The sequence below is a fragment of the Plasticicumulans sp. genome, from assembly GCF_035331805.1.
GTDB lineage: Bacteria > Pseudomonadota > Gammaproteobacteria > Competibacterales > Competibacteraceae > Plasticicumulans.
Genome location: NZ_DAOLKE010000022.1, coordinates 1 through 22,048, shown reverse-complemented (window position 1 = coordinate 22,048; position 22,048 = coordinate 1). Strand labels below are relative to the sequence as shown.

Genomic DNA, 22,048 nt, shown 5'->3' with positions numbered 1-22,048 from the left:
GCGCCATCGTGCATTTCGCCGAGACGGAACTGGCGCGCCGCGCCGGGTGATGACGACGTGTCCCTGCGCCGCAAGCGTCGCGACTTCGAGCTCGATCCGTTCACGGACCTGCTGTTCAACGCGCTGCTCGGCATCACCTTCATGTTCCTGCTCGCCTTCGTGGCGATGAACCCGAAGGCGAAGACCGGCACGATCGAGGCCAAGGCCGAGTTCATCATCACGGTGACCTGGCCGGACAACAGTCCCGACGACATCGACACCTGGGTCGAGAGCCCGGACGGCGAGGTGGTCTGGTTCAAGCATCCGGATGCCGGGCTGATGCACCTCGATCGCGACGACCGCGGCCTGGTCGGCGATCAGATCATCGTCGACGGTCGCGTGATCTCGAATCCGCTGAACGAGGAAGTCGTGACGCTGCGTGGCGTCGTGCCCGGGGAATACACGGTCAATGTCCAGTACTACGAATCGGGCACGCGCGCGCCGGTGCCGGTCGAGGTGCGCGTCGTGAAGGTCAATCCGCACTTGAGCGTCGTCTACTACGGGCAGCTGAAGCTCGAACACATCAACAGCGAGGTGACCGCGGTGCGCTTCACGGTCATGCCGGACGGGCGCGTGACCGGCATCAACACGCTGGCCAAGCCGCTGGCAGCGGTCCGGGGGCTGAAGTGAGTGCCGCCGGCTGGGGCATCACCGGTGCCTACGTGCTGCTGGCGCTGCTGGTCGGCAGCCTGTGGCTGCATGCGCGGCTGGCGGTGTGGGTCAAGCTCGCGGCCGTGGGGCTGGTCACGGCCAGTTACTGGCTGGTCTGGACGACGCTGCCGGGTTTCGCCGGCTGGCCGGCCGAAGACGAGCTGCCGGCGCGCTTCCAGCTGCTCGCGAGCGAGATTCGCGAGCCCGACGCCGCGAACGGCTTTCCGGGGGCGGTCCACGTCTGGGTCGTCGATCTCGCCGGCGACCGGCCGGCGGCGGCGCCGCGCGCGTACCGGCTCGCCTACGGCAAGGATCTGCACGCCTCGCTCGACGCCGCGAAGAAGCGCATCCAGGAAGGGCTGCCGCAGGTCGGGCGGCGTACCGATGACGTGCGCCTCGGCGTGGCGATCGACCGTTCGCGCTTCGGCGAACGTCACGACGAACTCGATCGCCTGCTGATCGAGAACCTGCCCGATCCGCGGCTGCCGGAAAAATGAACCGGCCTGCCTTTCCGTTTCGCTGGCAGCGGCTGCCGGTCGCGCTGCTGCTGCTCGTCGCCGGCTGCGGACCGCAGCACGATCCGGCCGACCTGTTCCCGCTGGAGCGTGGACGGGCGTGGACTTACCGCATGCAGACGCTGAACGGCCCGGACTTCCGGCGCGAGACGCTGCGCATCGAAGCCCTCGGTCCGCGCGAACTCGACGGGCGCACGGTCTGGGTGCGCCATACCTCGGACGGCACCGAGTACTACCTGGAGCGCGATGCGCGCGGCCTGCGTCGCGTCGCGCAGCGCAGCGTGCTCGATGACCTGCCGCGCTGGGATGCTCCCGAGCGCACGGTGCTGCCGGCTGCCCCGGCGGTCGGTCAGCACTGGTCGGTACCGGGGCGGCCGTATCTGCTTCATCGCGTGCGCCCGGTGGTCGAGGACCTGCGGCAGACGCGGCCGTTCGAGTTCGAGTACGGCATCGAGGATACCGATGCGACGGTCGAGGTGCCGGCCGGACGTTTCGCCCACTGCGTGCACGTGCGCGGCGAGGCCAGCGTCTATCTGGTCGCCGATCCGCGCTTCGGCCCGCAGGACGTGCCGATCACGCAGGACGAGTGGTACTGCCCCGGCACCGGCCTCGTGAAGCTCGAACGGCGCGAGCCGATCGAGGCGGCCGATGTCTACGGCGGCTCGCTGACGCTGGAACTCGAAGCCGCGCGCTGAACGATCGGCTGCGGAGTTGACGGCGCGCAAGGTGGCGGGCGCCGGGCTGTGCTATCCGGACGAGGCCCCGGTCGTGAGGCAGGGAGGACGCGGTCCCGGGGCGCTGCCGAGGCTGCGTCCGGAGTCCGCGATGATCGAATCCCCTGCTGCACAGCCCCCGTCGCCGGGCCGGCCGGCCGGCTCCGGCCTGCGCGCACCGGCCGGCCTGGGCGTGCTCGGCCTGCTGCTCGCCGTCTGGCACGATGAGTGGTCCGTCCCCGCAGCGGCCGGGATCGTCGTGCTGGCGCTTGCCGCCGGGCTGGCGCTGCGCATCGCGGCGCTGGAGCGGGCCGCGCGGCAGGCGCTCGCCGCCGAACTCGACGAAACCCGCCGCCGGCTCGACGCGATCATCGGCCAGTCGCCGTCGGCGCTGTCGCTGAAGGACCTCGACGGCCGCTACGTCTGCGTCAACGGCAACGTCGAGCGCCTGCTGCAGCGCCCGGCGGCCGGCATCCTCGGGCGTACCGACAGCGAGCTGTATCTGCCCGATACCGCGCGCGTGTTCCGGGAGCACGACCGGCAGGTGCTGGAAACGCGCAGGCGGCATTCGGTCGAGGAAAGCGTCGTCGTCGACGGCGAGCCGCGGCTCTACATATCGCACATGTTCCCGGTGCCGGATGCGCACGGCGAGCCGGCGCTGGTCTGTCGCATCGCGCTCGACATCACCGAGACCCGCCGCGCGCAGGACGCGCTCGTCGCCAGCGAGGCGCGGCTGCGCGCGATCTTCGCCGGCATCGGCGATGCGGCGATCTACTGCGACACCGGGCGCAGCATCGAGCTGGTCAACCCGGCGTTCACGAAAATCTTCGGTTATCCGGCGCAGGAGGTGATCGGGCGCAGCACGGCGATGCTCTACGCCGATGCGGCCGACTTCGAGGCGGCCGGTCGCGTCTGCTATCACCCGGACATGGACAGCGATCCGCTGCCGCGCACGCTGCGCTACCGGCGGCGCGACGGCAGTCTCTTCTGGAGCGAGTCGGTCGGCATGCCGGTGCGCAATGACCGCGACGAGCTGATCGGCTACCTCGGCGTGCACCGCGATGTCAGCGCGCGGCTGGCGACCGAGCGGGCGCTGCGCGACAGCGAATCGCGCCTGCGGCTGTTCGTCGAATACGCGCCGGCGGCGCTGGCGATGTTCGATCGCGACATGCGCTATCTGGTCGCGAGCCACCGCTGGCGGCAGGACTACGGCCTCGGCGAGCGGCCGCTGGTCGGGGTCTCGCACTATGAGGTGTTCCCGGAGATCCCCGAGGCCTGGCGCGAGGCCCACCGCCGCGGCCTGGCCGGCGAGGTGCTCGGCGCGCCGGCCGACCGCTTCGTGCGCGTCGACGGCAGCGAGCAGTGGATCCGCTGGGAGATCCGCCCGTGGCGCGATGCCGGCGGTGCGGTCGCCGGCATCGTCATCTTTGCCGATGACATCAGCGCGCTGCTGCGCGCCTCGGAGGAGGTGCGCCGGCTCAACGCCGAACTCGAACAGCGCGTCGAGGCGCGCACGGCCGAGCTGCGGGCGGTCAACGCCGAACTCGACAGCTTCGCGTACGCGGTCTCGCATGACCTGCGCGCGCCGCTGCGGGCGCTGAGCGGCTTCAGCAATGCGCTGATCGAGGACTACGGCCCGCGCCTCGACGGCGAGGCGCGCGGTTTCCTCGGCGAGATCGAGAACGCCAGCCGGCGCATGGCCGAGCTGATCGACGGTCTGCTGGTGCTGTCGCGCTGCAGCAGCGGCGGCACGCTGCGCTGCGAGCCCGTGGACCTGTCGGCGCTGGCCGCCGCCGTGCTCGCACGGCTGGCGCGGGCCGAGCCGCAGCGGCAGGTCGAGGTGCGCATCGAACCCGGGCTGGAGGTCTGCGGGGATCCGCGCCTGCTCGGACAGGTGCTCGAAAACCTGCTCGACAACGCCTGGAAGTACACGGCCAGGCAGCCTTCGGCGACGATCCGCGTCTACGCCGAGCCCGGCGCGCAGGCCGGCGAGCGCTGGATCTGCGTGGCCGATGACGGCGCCGGCTTCGACATGGCCAATGCCGCGCGCCTGTTCCAGCCCTTCCAGCGCCTGCACCGGCAGGCGGAGTTTCCGGGGCTCGGCATCGGGCTGGCAACCGTGCAGCGCATCGTGCGCCGCCACGGCGGACGCATCGAGGCACGCAGCGCCCCCGGCACCGGCGCGGTGTTCCGCTTCACGCTGCCGGGGCGCGCGGCGCTGCCGGTCGAGGCGGCCTGAGCGCTGCGCGGCGCAGCGCCCGGGCAGGCTGCTAGTCCGGCAGCTCGACCCCGCGCCGCCGGCAGGCGGCGGTCAGCGTGTTGTGCAGCAGGCAGGCGATGGTCATCGGGCCGACGCCGCCCGGCACCGGTGTGATCGCGCCGGCGAGCGCTGCGACGGCGTCGAAGTCGACATCGCCGACCAGCTTCGTCCTGCCGTCGTCGAGCGCGATGCGGTTGATGCCGACATCGATGACGGTGGCACCGGGCTTCACCCAGTCCGGGCCGATCATGCGCGGGCGGCCGACCGCGGCGACGACGATGTCGGCCTGCCGGCAGAGTGCCGCCGGCTCGCGCGTGCGCGAATGCACGACGCTGACCGTGCAGTCCTCGCGCAGCAGCAGCTGCGCCATCGGCTTGCCGACGATGTTCGAGCGCCCGACCACGACCGCGTGCAGGCCGGCGAGGCTGCCGAGGCGATCCTTCAGCAGCATCAGCGAGCCGAGCGGCGTGCACGGCACCAGGCCGCTGCCGCCGGTGGCGAGCAGGCCGGCGTTGAGCGGGTGGAAGCCGTCGACATCCTTGGCCGGGTCGATGGCGAGCAGCACGCGCTCCGGGTCGATGTGCGCCGGCACCGGCAGCTGCACGAGGATGCCGTCGACTTCGGGGTCGGCGTTCAGTGTCGCGACCAGCGCCAGCAGTTCGTCCTGCGTGGTGCTCGCCGGCAGGCGGTGTTCGATGGACTGCATGCCGCATTCGCGCGTCTGCGCGGCCTTGTTGCGCACGTAGACCTGGCTCGCCGGGTCCTCGCCGACCAGCACGACGGCGAGGCCGGGCACGAAGCCGGCATCGGCGTGCAGCTGCGCGACACGGCGGGCGAGATGGGCGCGCAGGCCGGCGGCGTGGGCCTTGCCGTCGATGATGTCGGCCATGGGCGGGCGTCTCCTGGGGCTGATCCGGGGGCGGGGAGCGGAAGGCGGGCCGCATCATAGCGCTGCGCAGTGCTTGTTCGTGCAGGGATCGCTGCTTATGCTCGCGCGTTTACGTCGCGCGGGTGGCTTCCGGTCCGTGCGTCCAGCCCATCCGCCCCACGAGCCGGCGCGCCGCGGCGCCCGGACAGATGCCGCCATGCCGTACGCCGCCGCCCATTTCATCCTGACGCTCGCCTGCCCGGACACCACCGGCATCGTCGCCGCCGTGTCGGGTTTCCTCGCCGAATACGGCAACAACATCGTGCAGAGCGATCAGTTCGGCGACGCCGACACCGGCCGCTTCTTCCTGCGCGTGAGCTTCTGCGCCAGCGAGCGCCTGCCGGATGCCACGGCGATGCGCGCGGCCTTCACGCCGATCGGCGAGCGCTTCGCGATGGACTGGGAGATCCACGACACCGCGATCAAGCCGCGCATGGTCATCCTGGTGTCGAAGTTCGGCCACTGCCTGAACGACCTGCTGTACCGCTACCGGGTCGGGGCGCTGAACGTCGAGATTCCGGCCGTGATCTCGAACCACCGCGAGTTCTACCAGCTCGCCGCCAGCTACAACATTCCGTTCCACTACCTGCCGATCATGAACGACGACAAGGCGGCGCAGGAGTCGCGCATCCTGGAGATCATCCGCCACGAGCAGGCCGATCTGGTCGTGCTCGCGCGCTACATGCAGGTGCTCTCCGATGCCATGTGCCGCGAGCTCGAAGGCCGTGCGATCAACATCCACCACAGCTTCCTGCCGAGCTTCAAGGGCGCGCGGCCCTACCATCAGGCCTACGAGCGCGGCGTCAAGCGCATCGGCGCGACCGCGCACTACGTGACGGCCGACCTCGACGAAGGCCCGATCATCGAGCAGGAGGTCGCGCCGGTGAACCACGCGATGACGCCGGACGATCTGGTCGCGGTCGGGCGCGATCTCGAGAACGTCGTGCTCGCACGCGCGGTCAAGGCCCACCTCGAACGCCGCGTGCTGCTCAACGGCCGGCGCACGGTCGTGTTCCCGTAAGGTCCGGCGGGTGGCATCGCTCGTGAACGAGCTCGTCGCCGCATTCTGGCTGGCCGGTGACCTGCTCGCCGGCGGCGATGCGCAGCTCTACGGCATCGTCGTGCTGTCCTTGCAGCTCAGCGCCGGCGCGGTGCTGGTCTCGACGCTGCTCGGCCTGCCGTTCGGCGCGCTGCTCGGGCTCGGGCGCTTTCCGGGCCGGCGCGTGCTGATCGTCATCACCAACGCCTTCATGGGCATGCCGCCGGTGGTCGTCGGCCTGTTCGTCTATCTGATGCTGTCGCGCAGCGGCCCGCTCGGCGAACTCGGCTGGCTGTTCCGGCCCGAGGCGATGGTCGTCGCGCAGGTGGTGCTGATCACGCCGATCGTCGTCGCGCTGAGCCGCCAGATCGTCGAGGACCTCTGGGCGCAGCTCGGCGATCAGCTGCGCTCGCTCGGCTGCAGCCCGCTGCGCGCGGTGCCGACGCTGCTGCGGGAGGGGCGCTGGAGCCTGCTGACCGTCGTGCTCGCCGGCTTCGGGCGCTCGGTGTCCGAGGTCGGCGCGATCATCATCGTCGGCGGCAACATTGCGCACGTGACGCGCACGATGACCACGGCGATCGCGCTGGAGACCAGCAAGGGCGACCTGCCGCTGGCGCTGGCGCTCGGGCTGATCCTGATCCTGATCGCGCTGCTCGTGAACGTGGCTGCCGATGTCGTGAAGACCCGTGCCCAGCGACTGGAAGGCTGAGCCGGCCGGCCTGCTGCCGCTTGGCTTCGAGGCGGCGTGCTACGCGGTCGGCAAGCGCACGCTGCTCGGGCCGATCGACTGTGTGCTCGACTCAACACCCGGCGTGCATCTGGTGCTCGGCCCCAACGGCGCCGGCAAGAGCCTGTTCCTGCGCCTCGCGCACGGCCTGCTGCAGCCGACGGGCGGGCAGGTGCGCTGGGCGACGGAGGCCGCGGCCTGCCGGCAGCGTCAGGCGATGGTGTTCCAGCACCCGGTCGTGCTGCGCCGTCCGGTGCGCGCCAACGTCGAATACGCGCTCGGCCTGCGCGGCCTGGCGAGGGCCGAACGCCACCGGCGCAGCGAGGAGGCCCTGGCGCGTGCCGGCCTGACGGCGCTGGCTGCGCGCATGGCGCCGGTGCTCTCCGGCGGCGAGCGCCAGCGGCTGGCGCTGGCGCGGGCCTGGGCGCTGCACCCGGATGTGCTGTTCCTCGACGAGCCGACCGCGAGCCTCGATCCGGCCGCTGCCGCGCAGGTCGAGGCGCTGATCGGGGATTTCCGCGCGCGCGGCACGCACATCGTCATGAGCACGCACGATCTGGCGCAGGCGCGCCGGCTCGGTGGCGAGGTGCTGTTCTTCCACCGCGGCCGGCTGCTGGAACGCGCGCCGGCCGCCGGTTTCTTCGCGCAGCCGGCCACGCGCGAGGCGGCAGCCTACGTGCGTGGCGAGCTGTTCTGGTAGTTCATGCCGATCAAGGCTGAACTCCCGGTCTTTTCAGCCCCTGCCCCCTTGCGGGGGAGGGGCGTGGAGAGGGAGATCAGCAACGCATTCACGCGTGATCGGTATCAGCCCGGGCGGCCGCCGTTGTGCCGGCGGCGCGGCGGACGGCCGTGCGGACGGCGCTCGCCGTGGTGCTCGCTGCGTCTGGCCGGGCGCACCTCGGCGAGCAGGCCGGGCTCGATCGGCTCGACCGGGATCTTCTGGCCGATGTAGTCCTCGATGTCCGGCAGCGAGTAGACGTACTCCTCGCAGGCGAAGCTGATCGCGTCGCCCGAGGCGCCGATGCGCGCCGTGCGGCCGATGCGGTGCACGTAGTCCTCGGCGTCCTGCGGCAGGTCGAAGTTGAAGACGTGGCTCACGTCCGGGATGTGCAGGCCGCGTGCGGCGACATCGGTCGCCACCAGCACCGGCAGCTCGCCGGCCTGGAACTGCGCGAGCAGGCGCTCGCGCTTGTTCTGCGGGATGTCGCCGGAGAGCACCGCGCACTGCCAGCTGTTGCCGGCCAGCCAGCCCTCGACCTGCTCGGCAGCGCGCTTGGTGTTGACGAACACGATGGCGCGGTTCGGCTTCTCGCGGTGCAGCAGGCCGACCAGCAGCGGGATCTTGTCTTCCTTCGAGACGTGGAACAGCGTCTGGCGCACCTTGTCGGCGGTGACCTGTTCGGACTCGATCTTGATCTGCTGCGGGTTGTTCATGTGCTCGTAGGCGAGCTCCATGACCCGGGTCGACAGCGTCGCCGAGAACAGCAGGTTGATGCGCTGGTCGGCCGAGGGCATCCGGCGCAGCAGGTAGCGGATGTCGGAGATGAAGCCGAGGTCGAACATGCGGTCGGCCTCGTCGAGCACGACGACTTCGATGTGCTTGAGCTTCAGCACGCCCTGCTTGTAGAAGTCGATGATCCGGCCCGGCGTGCCGATGACGACATCGACGCCGTCCTCCAGCTGGCGGCGCTGCGAGTCATAGCCGGTGCCGCCGTAGACGGCGGCGAACTTCAGGCCGGTGTAGCGGCCGAGGGATTCGGCGTCCTTGTGGATCTGCAGTGCGAGTTCGCGGGTGGGGGCGAGCATGATCGCCCAGGGGCCGGAGAGTCCGTCCTCGACCGGCGTCGTCATCAGGTAGTGCAGCGTGGACAGCAGGAAGGCGGCCGTCTTGCCGGTGCCGGTCTGGGCCTGGCCGGCAATGTCGTGACCGGCGAGCGCGAGCGGCAGCGTGGCGTCCTGGATCGGGGTGCAGTACGTGAATCCGGCGTCTTCGAGGGCTTCCAGCAGGCAGTCGGTCAGGGGCAACGCCGAGAACGGCGTGGAGGTCAGATGGCTTTTTTCCATGGGGAGCGCAGGGGATACCGCGGGAGGGCGGCCGGTGCCGACACTTGCCAGCGTTCCGGCGTTTCGGCTGAAATGAGTCTTTGGTTTGCTAAGGCGACCGTGTGAGCGGCGCCATTCTGGAGGCGAATGCCGTGAGTGATCAAATCGTTTCTGTGTCCGACAGCAGCTTCGAAAGCGATGTCCTGAAGTCGGAACTGCCGGTGCTGGTCGACTACTGGGCCGAATGGTGCGGTCCGTGCCGCATGATCGCCCCGATCCTCGACAAGGTTGCCGAGGACTACAAGGGCCGGCTGACCGTCGCCAAGCTCAACATCGACGAGAATCAGGTGACGCCGACCCGGTACGGCGTGCGCGGCATCCCGACGCTGATGATCTTCCGCGGCGGCGAGATCATCGGCACCAAGGTGGGCGCGCTGTCGGCCTCGCAGCTGAGCAAGTTCATCGAGGACACCATCTGAAAACCCGCCGCCGGGCCGCGCCGCGCCCGGCCGTTTCGCCCGAATCCGGCCGGCGTCCGACTTCTGGACGCCGGCCGTGTCGCGTGTTAGCTTCCGCCATCATTTTTTCTGCGGGCGCCCGTCTCCGGTGCTTCCCCCGCACCCTCGACGTCCCCCGTCGACCCCGCCAGCCCCCGCACCGCGCATCCAGGCCCTTCTCCGCACCCCGGGCCGGTGCCATTCCGCAGCCCCCGCGCCGGAAGCACGCCTACATGAATCTGACTGAACTCAAGAGAAAACCCGCGTCCGAGATCATCGAGATCGCGCAGGAGCTGGGCCTCGAAGGCATGGCGCGTTCGCGCAAGCAGGACGTGATCTTCGCGATCCTGAAGGCGCACGCGAAGAGCGGGGAGGACATCTGGGGCGACGGCGTGCTCGAAATCCTCTCCGACGGTTTCGGCTTCCTGCGCGGCGGAGACAGTTCGTATCTGGCCGGACCCGACGACATCTACGTGTCGCCGTCGCAGATCCGGCGCTTCAACCTGCGCACCGGCGATACCGTCAGCGGCAAGATCCGCCCGCCCAAGGAAGGCGAGCGCTACTTCGCGCTGCTGAAGGTCAACGAGATCAACTACGAACCGCCCGAGAACTCCAAGAGCAAGGTGCTGTTCGAGAACCTGACGCCGCTGCACGCGCACCGGCGCCTGAAGCTCGAACGCGGCAACGGTTCGACCGAGGACATCACGGCGCGGATCATCGACCTGATCGCGCCGATCGGCAAAGGCCAGCGCGGCCTGATCGTCTCGCCGCCGAAGGCCGGCAAGACCGTGCTGATGCAGAACGTCGCGCAGTCGATCTCCGTGAACCATCCCGAGTGCTACCTGATCGTGCTGCTGATCGACGAGCGGCCCGAGGAAGTCACCGAGATGCAGCGCACCGTGCGCGGCGAGGTCATCGCCTCGACCTTCGATGAGCCCGCCGCCCGCCACGTGCAGGTCGCCGAGATGGTCATCGAGAAGGCCAAGCGCCTGGTCGAGCACAAGGTCGACGTGGTGATCCTGCTCGACTCGATCACGCGTCTGGCGCGCGCCTACAACACCGTCGTGCCCTCGTCGGGCAAGGTGCTGACCGGTGGCGTCGATGCCAATGCGCTGCACCGCCCGAAGCGCTTCTTCGGCGCCGCGCGCAACATCGAGGAAGGCGGCTCGCTGACCATCGTCGCCACCTCGCTGGTCGAGACCGGCTCGAAGATGGACGACGTGATCTACGAGGAATTCAAGGGCACCGGCAACATGGAGATCCACCTCGACCGGCGCATCTCCGAGAAGCGCGTGTTCCCGGCGATCGACATCAACCGCTCCGGCACCCGCCGCGAGGAACTGCTGACCGAGCCCGACGACCTGCAGAAGATGTGGATCCTGCGCAAGCTCCTGCATCCGATGGACGAACTGCAGGCGATCGAATTCCTGCTCGAACGCCTGAAGAACACCCGCACCAACCGCGACTTCTTCGAGATGATGAAGCGCTGAAGCCGCGCGGCTCCGGTCCCCTCCGTGTCGCTGTCTCCCGTCGATGCCGATCCCGCCCTGCCGCGCTGCGCGTGGCTGCCGGTTGCTGATGCGCTGTACCGGCGCTACCACGACGGGGAATGGGGCGTGCCGGTGCATGACGATGCCCGCCTGCTCGAACTGCTGATCCTCGAAGGGGCACAGGCGGGGCTGTCGTGGATCACCGTGCTGCGCAAGCGCGAACGCTACCGCGAGCGCATGCACGGCTTCGATGCGCAGCGCCTCGCCGCCTGCGGGCCGGCCGAGGTCGACGACTGGCTGCGCGATCCGGGGCTGATCCGCCACCGCGGCAAGCTCGAAGCCGCGATCCTGAACGCCCGCGCCTGTCTCGCGCTGCAGGCCGAAGCCGGCAGCCTCGACGCCTGGCTGTGGGCCTGGGTCGACGGCCGGCCGATCCGCAACCGCCCGCGCACGCCCGCCGAAGTGCCGGCGAGCACGCCGCTGTCGGAGCGCCTGAGCCGCGAACTGCGCCGGCGCGGCTTCCGCTTCGTCGGACCGACGACGGTCTACGCCTTCCTGCAGGCCGCCGGTCTGGTCGACGATCACACGATCGACTGCTTCCGCTGCACCCCGCCCGACTGAGCGAGGCCGCCGTCCATGCGTTCCTGCCGTTTCCGTCATCCGCTGCTGTCCGTGCTCTGCGCGCTGCTGCTGGGGCTTGCCGCCGGTGCCTGCGGCGCGCGCGAACCCGCCTCGCCGCTGATCGTCGCGCGCGACGGCCAGAGCCAGATCACGATCATCCCGGACTGGCTGGACCTGCGCGATCTCACGCACGACGAGGCGCAGATCCAGGTCGGCTCGCGGCTGCTGAACCAGTACCTGATCGTGCTGACCGAGCCGCGCCCGGCCGACGTGCCGCTGGCGCTGTTCGCGAAGATCGGCATCGAACAGCTGATGTCCGGCATCGAGGGCGCGCAGACCGCCGGTCCGGTCGAGGCCCAGATCGGCGGCCTGCCGGCGCAGCGCTTCGAGGCGATCGGCGTGCACGACGGTCACCGGCTCGGCTACCTGTACTACGCGCTGCAGGGCACGCGGAACCAGTACCAGATCGTCGCCTGGTGCGCGGCCGAGGACTTCCCGCGCCTGAAGCCGACCTTCCAGGCCGTCGCCGAGACCTTCCGCGAGATCCTGCGGTGAGCACGGCGCCGGCGCCGGCGCCGGCGCGACCCGTCGGGCTGTGGCTCGCGCTGTTCGGGCTGATCGCGGCCTGGTCGGCGTGGCGCCCGCACGACGGGCCGACCTGGGCGATGGAAACCGCACCGGCCTTCCTCGGCCTGCTGCTGCTCGCCGCGAGCTGGCGGCGGTTCCGCTTCACGCCGCTCGCGTACTGGCTGCTGCTCGCGCACGCGGCGATCCTGTTCACCGGCGGTCACTACACCTACGCGAAGGTGCCGGCCTTCGACGCGCTGCGGGATCTGCTCGGCACGGCGCGCAACGACTTCGACAAGCTCGGGCATTTCGCGCAGGGCTTCGTGCCGGCCGTGATCGCGCGCGAGCTGATCGTGCGCCGCGCGCTGGTGCGCGGAACCGGCTGGGCGCGCTTCTTCACGGTCGCGGTGTGTCTGGCGATCAGCGCCGCCTACGAGCTGATCGAATGGGCGGCGGCGGTCGCGCTCGGCAGCGGAGCCGATGAATTCCTCGGCACCCAGGGCGATCCGTGGGACACGCAGAAGGACATGGCGACGGCGCTGCTCGGGGCGCTGCTCGCGGTCACGCTGCTCGCGCCGCTGCACGACCGGCAGATCGCGCGCGTGCGTGCCGCCGAAGGCTGAGTCCCATGCTGCGCACGCTCGGCGGCTACGGGCTCGCCGCCTGCTGCGAGATCGGCGGCTGCTATGCGTTCTGGGCGTGGCTGCGGCTCGGGCGCAGCGCGCTGTGGCTCGTGCCCGGCGTGCTGGCGCTGCTGATGTTCGCGTGGCTGCTGACGCGCATCGACGCCGCGTTTGCCGGTCGCGCCTATGCCGCCTACGGTGGCATCTACATCGGCGCGGCGCTCGTCTGGGCGCAGCTGGTCGAGGGCCAGCCGCCGGATCGCTGGGATCTGGCCGGCGCCGCGCTGTGTCTGGCCGGTGCCGGCCTGATCCTGTACGGCCCGCGCCCCGGCTGATGCCGGGCGATCTGATCCCGAACGATTCCCGCGGCCGCACCGGCGGTCCGCCCTTTCACTGCAGGAGCCTTCGTGATGAGCGACATCCAGACCCGCACCGTCCCCTATGACCACGCCGGCACCGCGCTCGAAGGCTGGCTGGCCTCGCCGGCCGGTGACACGCCGCGCCCGGTCGTGCTGCTCGTGCACGAATGGCGCGGCCTCGGCGATCACGTGCGTGCGCGCGCCGAGCAGATCGCCGGCTGGGGCTGGCATGGCTTCGCGGTCGACGTGTTCGGTGCCGGCGTGCGCCCGACGACGATCGAGGACTGCTCGGCGAACATGATGATCTACGTCAACGACCGCGACCTGCTGCGCGCGCGCCTGCACGCCGCCCTCGACTGGATCCGCGCCCAGCCCGGCGTCGACGGCACGCGCGTCGCGATCCTCGGCTTCTGCTTCGGCGGTCTGGCGTCGATGGAACTCGCCCGCAGCGGCGCCGACATCAAACTCGCGGCGAGCTTCCACGGCAACCTGAGCACACGCGATCCGGCCGAGGCGCAGAACATCCGCTGCCCCGTGCTCGCCTGCCACGGCGCCGACGATCTGCTGGTCACGCAGGACGTGGTCGCCGGTTTCGAGCGCGAGATGAGCGATGCCGGCGTCGACTGGACCGTCGTGCAGTTCGGCGGCGTCATGCACTCGTTCACGAACCCGCAGGCCAACGATCCGGGCTTCGGCACCGTCTACGACGCCGGCGCCGACCGCCGCGCCTTCGGGCTGCTGCGTCAGTACCTCGACGACGTGTTCGCGTGAACCCGAAGCCACCCGCGCCGTCGCCGGCCCCGGCGCCTGCCCGGGGGCCGGACGACGAACTGGCCGATCTCGACGACGCCGAACTCGACGCGCGCTGCTGCCAGAACTTCTGCAAGTACTGCGTGAAGGTCCGCGCCGCGCGCGCCCGTGCCCGGCGCGCCGGCCTGCCGCTGCCGCCGTGGCAATGAGCCGGGCCGCTGGCCAGCCGCGCGGCGGGCAGGCACAATGCGCGCCCCGGTCATGCACAACATGCTGTGTGCAGACCAGTACAAAAACACATCATCTGGTTATCGGCGCCTTGCTGGCGCCCGCCGACCCGCAGCCCGAGTGCCGACCATGACCGTCAAGATCGACAGCAAGATCGTCAAGTACGCCGTGCTGAGCAAGGAAGAAACGACGCCGGCGCCGGTGGCCGTCGTGCCGGTCGCGGAGCCCGAGCCGGTGCAGCAGGCGCTCGGCTTCAGCCTCGAACAGATGCACGAGGCGCTGGAGCGCCCGGAGATGCTGCTCGGCTCGACCTACAAGGTGAAGACGCCGCTGTCCGAGCACGCGATGTACATCACGATCAACGACATCGTGCTGAACCCGGGCACGCCGCACGAGCAGCGCCGGCCGTTCGAGGTGTTCATCAACTCCAAGAACATGGACCACTTCCAGTGGATCGTGGCGCTGACGCGCATCATCTCGGCGGTGTTCCGCAAGGGCGGCGACGTGACCTTCCTGGTCGAGGAGCTGAAGTCGGTCTTCGATCCGAAGGGCGGCTACTTCAAGCGCGGCGGCAAGTACATGCCGTCACTGGTCGCCGAGATCGGCGATGTCATCGAATCGCACCTGCGCCTGATCGGCCTGCTGAAGGACGACGGCCTCGACGAGCACCAGCAGAAGCTGGTCGCCGAGAAGCGCGCGCAGTACGCGGCGCGCAGTGTCAGCGATGTCGCCGGCGGCACGGCGGCCGGCGAGTTTCCGGCCGGCGCGACGCTCTGCGGCAAGTGCCAGACCCGCGCCGTCATCGTCATGGACGGCTGCATGACCTGCCTCAACTGCGGCGATTCGAAGTGCGGCTGAACGCGCCTGCGCCGACTGGCGGGCGACAGGCCGGTGCGCTCATGATTCACTGCTGAACCTTCACCGCTGAACCGGCCGTCGCGCCGCCCCCTGTCCGCCGAGCCCGAGGACCGCTCCGCCATGCCGAGACGCCGCACGCTGGACCTTGCCGGCACCATCGGCTGCATCGACACGCGCGGTCTGAAGACCACGCTGATCTCCACCGTCGGCACGCACTGCGATGTCTGGCGCACGACGCGCATGGTCTCGCGCGAGGGCGGCGCGCTGATGCTCGATCTCGTCATCAAGCGCCCCAAGCTCGCCGTCTCGCACGCCGAGATCCGCATCATGCGGCGCGACTGGAAGATCCTGCACGACCGGCTCGGCGACATCGTGCCGGAGGCGATCTTCGTCGAGACCGAGGTCCAGGGCTCGCCGAACGTCGTCGTCGTCGCCGAGGCCGCGCCGCTGTGGTTCAACGTCGCCAATCCGGCCTACGAGGAGGATGCGGTGATGCTGATGCGCCAGAACCCGAAGTCGCGCGCGCAGCTCGGCCTGTTCATCGAGGCGGCGCGCGACTGGTACGACCAGGGCAACGGCAAGCTGATCGACCTGTTCGGCCTCGACAACCTGGTCATCGACGTGAACCGCCGCGTGCGCTACGTCGACAGCTTCAACGTCTTCTTCTATCTCGACCTGCTCGACATGGAGGACGACGCCGACTCGCACCTGCGCAACATGGTCGAGATCTCGCTGGAGCGGCTCGATTATCTCGACTGGGTGATGCGGCTGACGCGGCCGTGAGGTGACGGCATCATCCGCATCAGTATGCAAGCTCCGGATAATGGGCATTGTATGATGAGAAGGCATTTATAAATGCTCATGCCGAAAGAACCACCGGCACGGGTGCCGTCATCCCTTCTGCATGGAACCATGCCTTGAACTTCGCCATCTGCTTGATGCGATCGGCGTACAGCTTCACCTTGTCGGACGGCGCCATGATGTGCGCCAACTGTCTGGCGTCCGCTTCATGGGAGCGCAAGGCCAAGTAACTGGCGACGGCCGGAAACAGGGAGGGGTCAAAATCCCGAACTTCCTGCGAGGCCACCACGAAAGCCAGTCCGTACTTGCGGCATTCCTTGGCCATGGTGGGAATCAGCTTCAGTCTCGCCGCCCGGTGGGCTTCGTCGAAGATGATCGCGTGAGTGATGCAGCGCTGCGGTCCCCGGCGGAACATCGTCTGATACAGATTGTGCAGCACGAAGGTGGCGAAGGCGCGCTGGAGCATTTCGTTAGGCGAACCGTGAATCTGCACCAGCGTCGGCGTGGCCTCATCTAGCAGGCTGGGGGTGCCGGCCGTGCGGTCGAACATTCCATAATCGGCAAGCTCCGCAAGCCGGGTCATCACGCCCCGGTCCGGCTTGGCTTCGTTTTTCAGCAGGTCGAAGAAGGCGCCGAAGGGCGGCACGTTCCCGCGGGCGCCCGCTGTAGTCCAGCCTTGATCGAGATAGCTCTTCTTGACAGCCTCTCGCACCCGCCCCAGTTGCACGTCGCCGAGATCCGGGAAGATGGCGGAAAAGTTGTCCCGCAGCATCGAGACGTTATCCATCCAGGCCAGAGGGCCTTCTCCTGTCACCTGCAGCGGGTTGAAGCCCAGACCTGCGTAACTGATCGGGCGCAAGCGGTTTCCCAGGAGGGTGCCAAGCTTTTCATCGATATCCTGGTGATAGGAGAAAACGACAGGGGCAATCCCATGCTCCACGAGCTGACGACACAGACCGATCAGACAGTGGGTTTTGCCCATGCCGGGCAGGCCGACGATCATCAAGTGTGGATTTCCCCGGATGCCCAGTCGCCACAGTACCGGTTCGTCGCTGCCATCGCGCCGGCCGAGCAGCAGGTCCACCGTCAATCCGCTGCCGTCGGCGTTGACGGTTCCGGTTTCTGGAGTCGTGCCATCCGGAGTTGCTGGCTCCGGCTGAGACGGTTCCTGTTGAAGAGCCGGATGCGGTCCTGGTCTGCCGCCTGCCTCGACTGTGGACGTGACAGCGTACACATCCGTGCGGGATGCCGGCAGTTTTGCCGATCCGAACAGCCAGATGTCTGTATCGATTTCCGCCGGCTGCACCCCGCTGAACTCGGGGCAGAACACGAAACCCACACAGGCCTGCTCCTGTTCCATGAGTTCCGGCAGTGAATAGCCGGTACCTTCGCGAGTCAGTTTGGCGATTTCGCGCTCGATGCGTTCGAAGGCATCGAGGGAAAGCGTATGCCGGCGACCCTTGCGGGCATAGAAGCGCAATATTCTCGCCAGACGGGCGCGCTGGACGGTTTTTTCCAGCATCGTGGTCTCCGCGCCGAAGAGTTTCTCCCATTGCCGACACGAGGCATCCAGTTGGCCGGCGATGGACTCCGTCAGGTCCGGGGCACGTGCCGTTTTCAGGTAGCGGCGGAACTTTACTTCCACGAAGGTCAGCCGCAGGCCGCCGCGTTTGCCGGCGGTCACGTAGAGAAGATCAGCCCGCTGGTCGGTGGCTTCCTTCTTGTCGCCCGCGGCGCGCAAGAGTTCCGGCACGTCGTCCAGCGGCACGAAGAAACCCTCCCTGAGAGATAGCCAGGGTTCTTCGCCCGTTTCCGCGTTCGCGTCCGCGCAATGACTTTGCACGAGAGCGAGTGCCACCAGTTCCTGCGCCACGGTGCCGGACTGAGCCAGACGCATCGCCAGCCGACCGCTCACCGCCTTCAGGGCGTCAAGCAGGAACGCGCAGTTTCCAGGGCTCGCTGACAGCCCCATTTCTCCGAGCGCGGTATCGAGCAGACATCTGATCTCGTCCAGAGGCGCAGTGGAAGTGATGAGCTGGAGAAAGCCCAGGTCGTCACGCTCAGGGACGCAGTCGATGAGATAGCTTTCGTAAAGTCGCGGTAAATCCCGCGGCGAATCGAAATACTCGATGCCGGCATGGCGATCCACGGTGATCACCCAGTCGCACAGCCGATGGAGGTTTGCCAGCATTTCGCTCCGATCGGGTGAAACCTCCGTGACCAGCACGGGCCAGCCCTCACCGCTATTGCTTGAATTACGGGCGACCCCGCGCAGCAGCGCCGTGTGCGCCTTCAGCAATCGATCCGTTAAAGCACGCGCCGCCGGGTGTTTCTCACCTTCCGCAGTATGCGGAATCGAAGACTCCCAGCGTACCCGCGGAGTCGCGAAAAAGTTCCGTTCCGGGGTCAGCGCCAGTCCGTGAATCTCCAAGGCACCGGTTGGGACTTGAGCCAGCGGCACGCATTCGATGCGGCTCTCGAAGATGTCGAACGCCAGCGCCAGATGAGCAGGGGTTTCCGGCGTGGCCGTGGCGCGACGCGCCCAAGCCAGACGCGGCAGGCTGACCCCGCCGGGACGGGGCGCGCTGTCGAGAAGCCAGCGATCCTCTTCCGGCACCGCACCGGCACCGCTGCGCCGCCGTTCTGCGGTGGTGGAAAGAAAACGCCCGGCCATCGCCCGCCGGCCGTCGGCCGGGAAAAGCTCTAAGTCAAAAGCGAGCTTTTCCCATTCCGAGCGTGTTTCCCCGGCTTCTTCCGCCGAGGTGGGCTCTACAGCACGCAAGGCACAGCCCAAGGCGCGGGCCGCTGGCATGGCATCTCCCGGCCGCAGCGCATGCACTCGAATCCGTCGCATGTCGGGATGTAGACCGAGGTAGCGTGCCACCTCCTCGCCCAGCAGCGCGGCGGCGCTCTTGCCGATCGAAGGTGCCATCCATTCCTCTGGTGTGGCGCCGCCATCGGCAAGCAGTCGGGAAAGTACGGCCACGGCGGCCTTCGGTTCGGGATCGTTATCGGCGGTCATGGCGATCGCATGGAAGCCGAGGCTATCGGCGAAGAGAAAGGCTCGTTGTGCCTCGAAGCCCGGCAGCATGGCCGGATAGTGGGCACCCGCCAGCGTGCCCATGAGTTTCTCCACCTTCGCCGCGGTTGCGCCTTCCTCATAGCGATGGCGTCGAACCAGCATGTCGAAACCCTGTTGCCAGACCACGCGCAGCGGATGGGTCGGCAACACGATGAGCCCCACTCGCCGGCCGCTTACGCTCACCACTTCTAAGGTATGAATCAGGGTTGCGTCAGTCGGAGCAGCATCCCACCAGGCGGTGGCCGTGTTGACGTATTCATTGAGTGGTTTGTTGCGGTCGGTATAAAGCATTGCCAGCGGCCCGAGGCTGCTTTTGCCGAGCCAATTGGAGAAATCCTGCGATGCCTGCTCGAAGCGCCTGCCCACGTCATCCGATATCGCCGGTACCGGTACGAATTCTGGTTTGTCTTCCGGGCTGCCGTCTGCCCGTACCTTGATTCGCCAACGTCCCGGCTTCCCGCCCCGCATACCCCAATCCAGAGCCAGATCAAGCAGCAGCCTTGGACACAGCACGCGGGCGGCCTTGCCATCCACCCGGCAGCTGATGTAGCCCTTGGCATCGGGACCACTGATGCTCTGTTTGTCGCCTGGATGGCTGGACAGCCGATCGAACTGTTCCGCTGACTTCGCCACCTGAATGGCTGCGAGTGCCAGTGTCGGGAATGACCGTCCGGCGCTCGCCTTGGCCGGAGCATCCGTGTCGCCGAAGCAAAGGATGAAATCCTCACTGCCGTCCCGAAACGGGCTATCCTGTTCTTCCGCATCGGATTCGTCTGTTGCGACGAGTGCGCGAACGATGACCTTCGCCTCATAGCGCGCCGACTCTTCCAGTTCGCCGAAATCGTCCGCCGTGAAGACGCATTTCTGCGGAGCCTTGGTGGCATGGCTGACCGTTTTCTCGGCCAGCACGTCGCTGCCAGCACGCACCTCCACCGCGTAGTCCACCGCCCCTTTGGCGAGATCGGTCGGCGTCGCTTCCCAGCGCACCTCCAGGCGCGCCCGTTGCTGGGGATTGTCCTTGTCTTCCAGCGGCAAACGGAAAATCAGACGCTCATCATCGTTCTCCTGCAATCCAGACCAAGCCATCGGTTTACGGTTCTTGCCACGCCAGGGAACCAGTCTGATGCGTTGCAGGATTTGAGCGTCGAAAAGCCCCGGCTTCAGGCAGTTGAGCCAAAGGCTTTCCTTGCCGGACAGTTCTGCCAACGCTGTTAGTCGGGGCATGGCCGCGGTGTTCCGGAGAAAGCTGGCCAATGCCTCTTCCTGCGTCCGGTTCGCGAGCATCAGGCCGGCGACCCGGACCTCCGGTGTTTGCCGCGTTCCCTGCCGGGGCATCAGACGATCGACCAGTCGGGCAGCCTTTTCCAGATCTTCGATGTCGGGCCTGTCGTCTTCAATTTCCACCGGCCAGAGACCGACTTCAGGCAGTCCTGCGCCCAGATGGGCAATACCACGCGAGGCGCGGCATAAATAAGCGAACTCCCGCCACGGCGAGAGCGACTGATTGCGGGCAAGACGACGGGCTTTGCTCAGTGCTCTGTCGGCGAAACTCTTGCTTCCCGGCGGCAGTTTCTCCCGTGCCAGCGACCGTGCCCGCTCGAACAGTTCCGTCTCGCCGATCTCCCGCGCGGCACTGTAGATGCCATCCATGCCTGCGCCGGCTGTTTCGATGTCGACCAGCAACAGCACCGCTTCCGCCTTGTCCTCTCGCCATTCCACCGCCATGTCCGCGGTGATGGCACGGACGCTGTCGTTGCGGGTGTCGGTGACGATGGCGACACGCCAGCCCGGGATCACAAAGCGCTCATCCGCACACAGTTCCCGCGCCGCCTCGGCGGGCAGGCAGCGGATGAAGGCCATGTTGCCCGGGGCAGTCGATCCCAGCAGTCCTTCGGCTAGGGTTCGTGCAAGCAGTGGCGCGGCGTTTTCGGGCAGCGACATGGAGAAATCCTCGGTTCAGCGTCTGTCACCGGCAGGGGGCGGCTTGAATGGTGCTATCTCAGGAGATAGCATACGATCAATGACAACCATCGTTGTGGATACGAGTGTGTTCGTTTCCGGGCTTATCAGTGCCACCGGCGCTTCCCGGGAAGTGCTGCGGCGCTGCTTGCAGGGGCGCTATCAGTCCTGCATGTCGCTGGCTCTGTTCTCCGAGTATCGCGACCTGCTGGGGCGCCATGAATTGTTCGCGGAGTGCCCTCTGAATGCCGGTGAACGGGAAGAACTGTTTTGTGCCCTGATGGCAACCAGTCGGCTGACGGAGATTTTCTACCTCTGGCGGCCCAACCTGAGCGACGAGGGAGACAACCATGTGATCGAACTGGCCGTTGCAGCCCGGGCTGCCGTCATCGTGACCCACAATCGATCCGATTTCCTGTACCCGGAACTGAAGTTTCCGGGCATCCGGATTCTTGTCCCCGCCGAATTGCTGAAGGAGTACCCATGATGTCGGTCGTCACCCTGCGCATTTCCGAGGCCAAGCATGCCCGCCTGAAGCAGTTAGCGGCGAGTCGCCACACCAGCGTGAACCGTCTGCTGGACGAACTGGCCACCATTGCCCTAGTGCAGCACGACCTGACCACCCAGTTTCGCGCCGCGGCCGCAAGCGGTGACCCACAGCGCGGGCTGGAGTTGCTGGACAAGCTGGACCGGCATTTCGGCGGCTGAGTGATTGGCGCCCGGAAGACTTGCCCGCACCAGGATTGGACCCGCTCCCTCTCAGGTCGTTTACTCATTCGCCACGGTGAAGCGTGCCCGCAGTTGCTTCATGGATTCGGCGTCATTGACTCCAACCAGCAAGCCCAGATCCCGCAGTCGTCGCTCCAGCCACAACCTATTTTCTCGCAGCAATTCTTGAGGCACTGCCAATCCCGGCGGTTCACGATCCACATAAAGTCCGTAGTTACACCGCAGCAGATCAATAAATTTGCGCAAACCGAGAGGTTGAACAGGCTTACCTTTGCCATCCTTGCGCAAATAACGATGGACGAGGAAGTCCAACAAAGGGTGCGAAAGTACGATGGAGCGCAGGTCTACCGATTTCTTCGCTCCTGCATCGCTCCGAGAGACACGACGTTTGAAAGCAAGGCCGTTGGGGCGATTGGACATCAGGCTGCATTCAAGCGTGCTCAAAAAGTAGCTGCTTTGCAACCTATATCCACATACATCCACCAATGCTTCTGCCAACTTCAACGCTGGGTTGATCCCAGGGCTGTGCAACGCTCCCCTGGTAGTGCAAAGTGTCGCGCCCTCACAGC

Annotated in this window: 23 protein-coding genes; 19 read left to right on the top strand and 4 right to left on the bottom strand. The window is 67.6% G+C overall.

What is annotated here, in order from left to right; genetic code table 11:
* From PKE44_RS03335 to PKE44_RS03320, 4 genes are all read left to right on the top strand, one after another.
* On the top strand, window positions 1-669 hold a 669-nt coding region (locus tag PKE44_RS03335; RefSeq protein WP_324548253.1), incomplete at its 5' end, for a hypothetical protein.
* Window positions 666-1,187 carry a hypothetical protein gene (locus PKE44_RS03330; RefSeq protein ID WP_324548252.1) on the top strand — a complete coding sequence of 174 codons (522 nt, stop codon included), beginning with the start codon at window positions 666-668 and terminating at the stop codon, window positions 1,185-1,187. The genes PKE44_RS03335 and PKE44_RS03330, both read left to right, overlap by 4 nt.
* The gene (locus tag PKE44_RS03325) at window positions 1,184-1,900 is read left to right on the top strand and encodes a hypothetical protein (protein WP_324548251.1); all 717 of its coding nucleotides are present in this window, start codon (window positions 1,184-1,186) and stop codon (window positions 1,898-1,900) included. The genes PKE44_RS03330 and PKE44_RS03325 overlap by 4 nt, the downstream gene beginning before the upstream one ends.
* Before the next feature lie 130 nt (window positions 1,901-2,030).
* Entirely contained in the window at window positions 2,031-4,157 is a 2,127-nt protein-coding gene (locus PKE44_RS03320) for a PAS domain S-box protein (RefSeq protein WP_324548250.1), read from the top strand.
* Between the two features lie 31 nt (window positions 4,158-4,188).
* Here the strand turns inward: PKE44_RS03320 and folD are convergent, their stop codons facing one another.
* Window positions 4,189-5,067, bottom strand: coding sequence for a bifunctional methylenetetrahydrofolate dehydrogenase/methenyltetrahydrofolate cyclohydrolase FolD (gene folD, locus PKE44_RS03315; protein ID WP_324548249.1), 879 nt, complete (start codon window positions 5,065-5,067; stop codon window positions 4,189-4,191).
* 196 nt (window positions 5,068-5,263) lie between these two features.
* Here folD and purU point away from each other — a divergent pair, with 196 nt between their 5' ends.
* Genes purU through PKE44_RS03300 form a run of 3 tightly spaced genes read left to right on the top strand, consistent with a single transcriptional unit; the run spans window position 5,264 to window position 7,572 of the window.
* The gene (gene purU / locus PKE44_RS03310; protein WP_324548248.1) at window positions 5,264-6,127 is read left to right on the top strand and encodes a formyltetrahydrofolate deformylase; all 864 of its coding nucleotides are present in this window, start codon (window positions 5,264-5,266) and stop codon (window positions 6,125-6,127) included.
* Between the two features lie 22 nt (window positions 6,128-6,149).
* On the top strand, window positions 6,150-6,854 hold the full coding sequence (locus tag PKE44_RS03305) for an ABC transporter permease (RefSeq protein WP_324548247.1): 705 nt from the start codon (window positions 6,150-6,152) through the stop codon (window positions 6,852-6,854).
* Window positions 6,832-7,572, top strand: coding sequence for an ATP-binding cassette domain-containing protein (locus PKE44_RS03300; protein WP_324548246.1), 741 nt, complete (start codon window positions 6,832-6,834; stop codon window positions 7,570-7,572). Before PKE44_RS03305 ends, PKE44_RS03300 begins: the two co-directional genes overlap by 23 nt.
* Window positions 7,573-7,676: 104 nt before the next feature.
* Here PKE44_RS03300 and rhlB read toward each other — a convergent pair whose 3' ends face one another.
* Complete coding sequence (rhlB, locus tag PKE44_RS03295) at window positions 7,677-8,936, bottom strand: ATP-dependent RNA helicase RhlB (RefSeq protein ID WP_324548245.1); 1,260 nt, start codon at window positions 8,934-8,936, stop codon at window positions 7,677-7,679.
* A gap of 131 nt (window positions 8,937-9,067) precedes the next feature.
* Here rhlB and trxA point away from each other — a divergent pair, with 131 nt between their 5' ends.
* From trxA to PKE44_RS03245, 10 genes are all read left to right on the top strand, one after another.
* Window positions 9,068-9,394, top strand: a complete 327-nt coding sequence (gene trxA / locus PKE44_RS03290) for a thioredoxin TrxA (protein ID WP_324548244.1) — start codon at window positions 9,068-9,070, stop codon at window positions 9,392-9,394.
* Between the two features lie 251 nt (window positions 9,395-9,645).
* Window positions 9,646-10,902 (top strand): transcription termination factor Rho, encoded by a 1,257-nt coding sequence (gene rho, locus PKE44_RS03285; RefSeq protein WP_324548243.1) that lies wholly within the window; start codon window positions 9,646-9,648, stop codon window positions 10,900-10,902.
* Window positions 10,903-10,926: 24 nt separating this feature from the next.
* Window positions 10,927-11,523 (top strand): DNA-3-methyladenine glycosylase I, encoded by a 597-nt coding sequence (locus PKE44_RS03280; protein WP_324548242.1) that lies wholly within the window; start codon window positions 10,927-10,929, stop codon window positions 11,521-11,523.
* Between the two features lie 15 nt (window positions 11,524-11,538).
* Complete coding sequence (locus tag PKE44_RS03275) at window positions 11,539-12,078, top strand: hypothetical protein (protein WP_324548241.1); 540 nt, start codon at window positions 11,539-11,541, stop codon at window positions 12,076-12,078.
* The gene (locus PKE44_RS03270) at window positions 12,075-12,713 is read left to right on the top strand and encodes a DUF2238 domain-containing protein (RefSeq protein WP_324548240.1); all 639 of its coding nucleotides are present in this window, start codon (window positions 12,075-12,077) and stop codon (window positions 12,711-12,713) included. Before PKE44_RS03275 ends, PKE44_RS03270 begins: the two co-directional genes overlap by 4 nt.
* Window positions 12,714-12,718: 5 nt before the next feature.
* A complete protein-coding gene (locus PKE44_RS03265) occupies window positions 12,719-13,048 on the top strand; it encodes a YnfA family protein (RefSeq protein ID WP_324548239.1) in 330 nt (109 codons plus the stop codon).
* Window positions 13,049-13,123: 75 nt separating this feature from the next.
* Window positions 13,124-13,843, top strand: coding sequence for a dienelactone hydrolase family protein (locus PKE44_RS03260; RefSeq protein WP_324548238.1), 720 nt, complete (start codon window positions 13,124-13,126; stop codon window positions 13,841-13,843).
* Window positions 13,840-14,031, top strand: coding sequence for a hypothetical protein (locus PKE44_RS03255; protein WP_324548237.1), 192 nt, complete (start codon window positions 13,840-13,842; stop codon window positions 14,029-14,031). The genes PKE44_RS03260 and PKE44_RS03255 overlap by 4 nt, the downstream gene beginning before the upstream one ends.
* Before the next feature lie 148 nt (window positions 14,032-14,179).
* A complete protein-coding gene (locus PKE44_RS03250; RefSeq protein ID WP_324548236.1) occupies window positions 14,180-14,908 on the top strand; it encodes an NrdJb in 729 nt (242 codons plus the stop codon).
* Window positions 14,909-15,028: 120 nt separating this feature from the next.
* A complete protein-coding gene (locus tag PKE44_RS03245; RefSeq protein WP_324548235.1) occupies window positions 15,029-15,691 on the top strand; it encodes a hypothetical protein in 663 nt (220 codons plus the stop codon).
* Window positions 15,692-15,767: 76 nt separating this feature from the next.
* On the opposite strand, the gene PKE44_RS03240 is transcribed toward PKE44_RS03245, so the two are convergent.
* Window positions 15,768-20,732, bottom strand: coding sequence for a hypothetical protein (locus PKE44_RS03240; RefSeq protein ID WP_324548233.1), 4,965 nt, complete (start codon window positions 20,730-20,732; stop codon window positions 15,768-15,770).
* A gap of 79 nt (window positions 20,733-20,811) precedes the next feature.
* On the opposite strand from PKE44_RS03240, the gene PKE44_RS03235 reads away from it, so the two are divergent.
* Window positions 20,812-21,237: a putative toxin-antitoxin system toxin component, PIN family gene (locus PKE44_RS03235; RefSeq protein ID WP_324548232.1), complete on the top strand. Its 426-nt coding sequence runs from the start codon at window positions 20,812-20,814 to the stop codon at window positions 21,235-21,237.
* On the top strand, window positions 21,237-21,458 hold the full coding sequence (locus PKE44_RS03230; protein ID WP_324548230.1) for a toxin-antitoxin system HicB family antitoxin: 222 nt from the start codon (window positions 21,237-21,239) through the stop codon (window positions 21,456-21,458). Before PKE44_RS03235 ends, PKE44_RS03230 begins: the two co-directional genes overlap by 1 nt.
* A 60-nt stretch (window positions 21,459-21,518) precedes the next feature.
* On the opposite strand, the gene PKE44_RS03225 is transcribed toward PKE44_RS03230, so the two are convergent.
* On the bottom strand, window positions 21,519-22,048 hold a 530-nt coding region (locus tag PKE44_RS03225; RefSeq protein WP_324548229.1), incomplete at its 5' end, for a hypothetical protein.

What these genes read in the sequence shown, in the direction of transcription:
- folD (WP_324548249.1), bottom strand. Translation starts at nt 5,067, where the DNA reads ATGGCCGACATCATCGACGGCAAGGCCCACGCCGCCGGCCTGCGCGCC.
- rhlB (WP_324548245.1), bottom strand. Translation starts at nt 8,936, where the DNA reads ATGGAAAAAAGCCATCTGACCTCCACGCCGTTCTCGGCGTTGCCCCTG.
- PKE44_RS03240 (WP_324548233.1), bottom strand. Translation starts at nt 20,732, where the DNA reads ATGTCGCTGCCCGAAAACGCCGCGCCACTGCTTGCACGAACCCTAGCC.
- PKE44_RS03260 (WP_324548238.1), top strand. Translation starts at nt 13,124, where the DNA reads ATGAGCGACATCCAGACCCGCACCGTCCCCTATGACCACGCCGGCACC.
- PKE44_RS03245 (WP_324548235.1), top strand. Translation starts at nt 15,029, where the DNA reads ATGCCGAGACGCCGCACGCTGGACCTTGCCGGCACCATCGGCTGCATC.
- purU (WP_324548248.1), top strand. Translation starts at nt 5,264, where the DNA reads ATGCCGTACGCCGCCGCCCATTTCATCCTGACGCTCGCCTGCCCGGAC.
- rho (WP_324548243.1), top strand. Translation starts at nt 9,646, where the DNA reads ATGAATCTGACTGAACTCAAGAGAAAACCCGCGTCCGAGATCATCGAG.
- PKE44_RS03250 (WP_324548236.1), top strand. Translation starts at nt 14,180, where the DNA reads ATGACCGTCAAGATCGACAGCAAGATCGTCAAGTACGCCGTGCTGAGC.
- PKE44_RS03275 (WP_324548241.1), top strand. Translation starts at nt 11,539, where the DNA reads ATGCGTTCCTGCCGTTTCCGTCATCCGCTGCTGTCCGTGCTCTGCGCG.
- PKE44_RS03230 (WP_324548230.1), top strand. Translation starts at nt 21,237, where the DNA reads ATGTCGGTCGTCACCCTGCGCATTTCCGAGGCCAAGCATGCCCGCCTG.
- PKE44_RS03265 (WP_324548239.1), top strand. Translation starts at nt 12,719, where the DNA reads ATGCTGCGCACGCTCGGCGGCTACGGGCTCGCCGCCTGCTGCGAGATC.
- PKE44_RS03325 (WP_324548251.1), top strand. Translation starts at nt 1,184, where the DNA reads ATGAACCGGCCTGCCTTTCCGTTTCGCTGGCAGCGGCTGCCGGTCGCG.
- PKE44_RS03320 (WP_324548250.1), top strand. Translation starts at nt 2,031, where the DNA reads ATGATCGAATCCCCTGCTGCACAGCCCCCGTCGCCGGGCCGGCCGGCC.
- PKE44_RS03235 (WP_324548232.1), top strand. Translation starts at nt 20,812, where the DNA reads ATGACAACCATCGTTGTGGATACGAGTGTGTTCGTTTCCGGGCTTATC.